At 50.6% G+C, this 267-nt stretch carries 1 rRNA gene; it reads right to left on the minus strand.

The window, feature by feature from the left end:
- Nucleotides 1-267, minus strand: a 23S ribosomal RNA gene (locus AC0V2Y_RS29040); the annotation flags it as partial.

Genomic DNA, 267 nt, shown 5'->3' on the forward strand with positions numbered 1-267 from the left:
CCCTTTCACCCTCATGGAGTAAACCAATCAAGCTACCGGGGCGTACCTTTTCCCGAAGTTACGGTACCAATTTGCCGAGTTCCTTCTCCCGAGTTCTCTCAAGCGCCTTAGAATACTCATCTCGCCCACCTGTGTCGGTTTGCGGTACGGTCTCGTATGACTGAAGCTTAGAGGCTTTTCTTGGAACCACTTCCGATTGCTTCGTGAATAAATTCACTCGTCCCATCCCCTTGAATTCCGCACCCGGATTTGCCTAAGTGCCTTCTA

The sequence above is a fragment of the Janthinobacterium sp. BHSEK genome, from assembly GCF_056174685.1.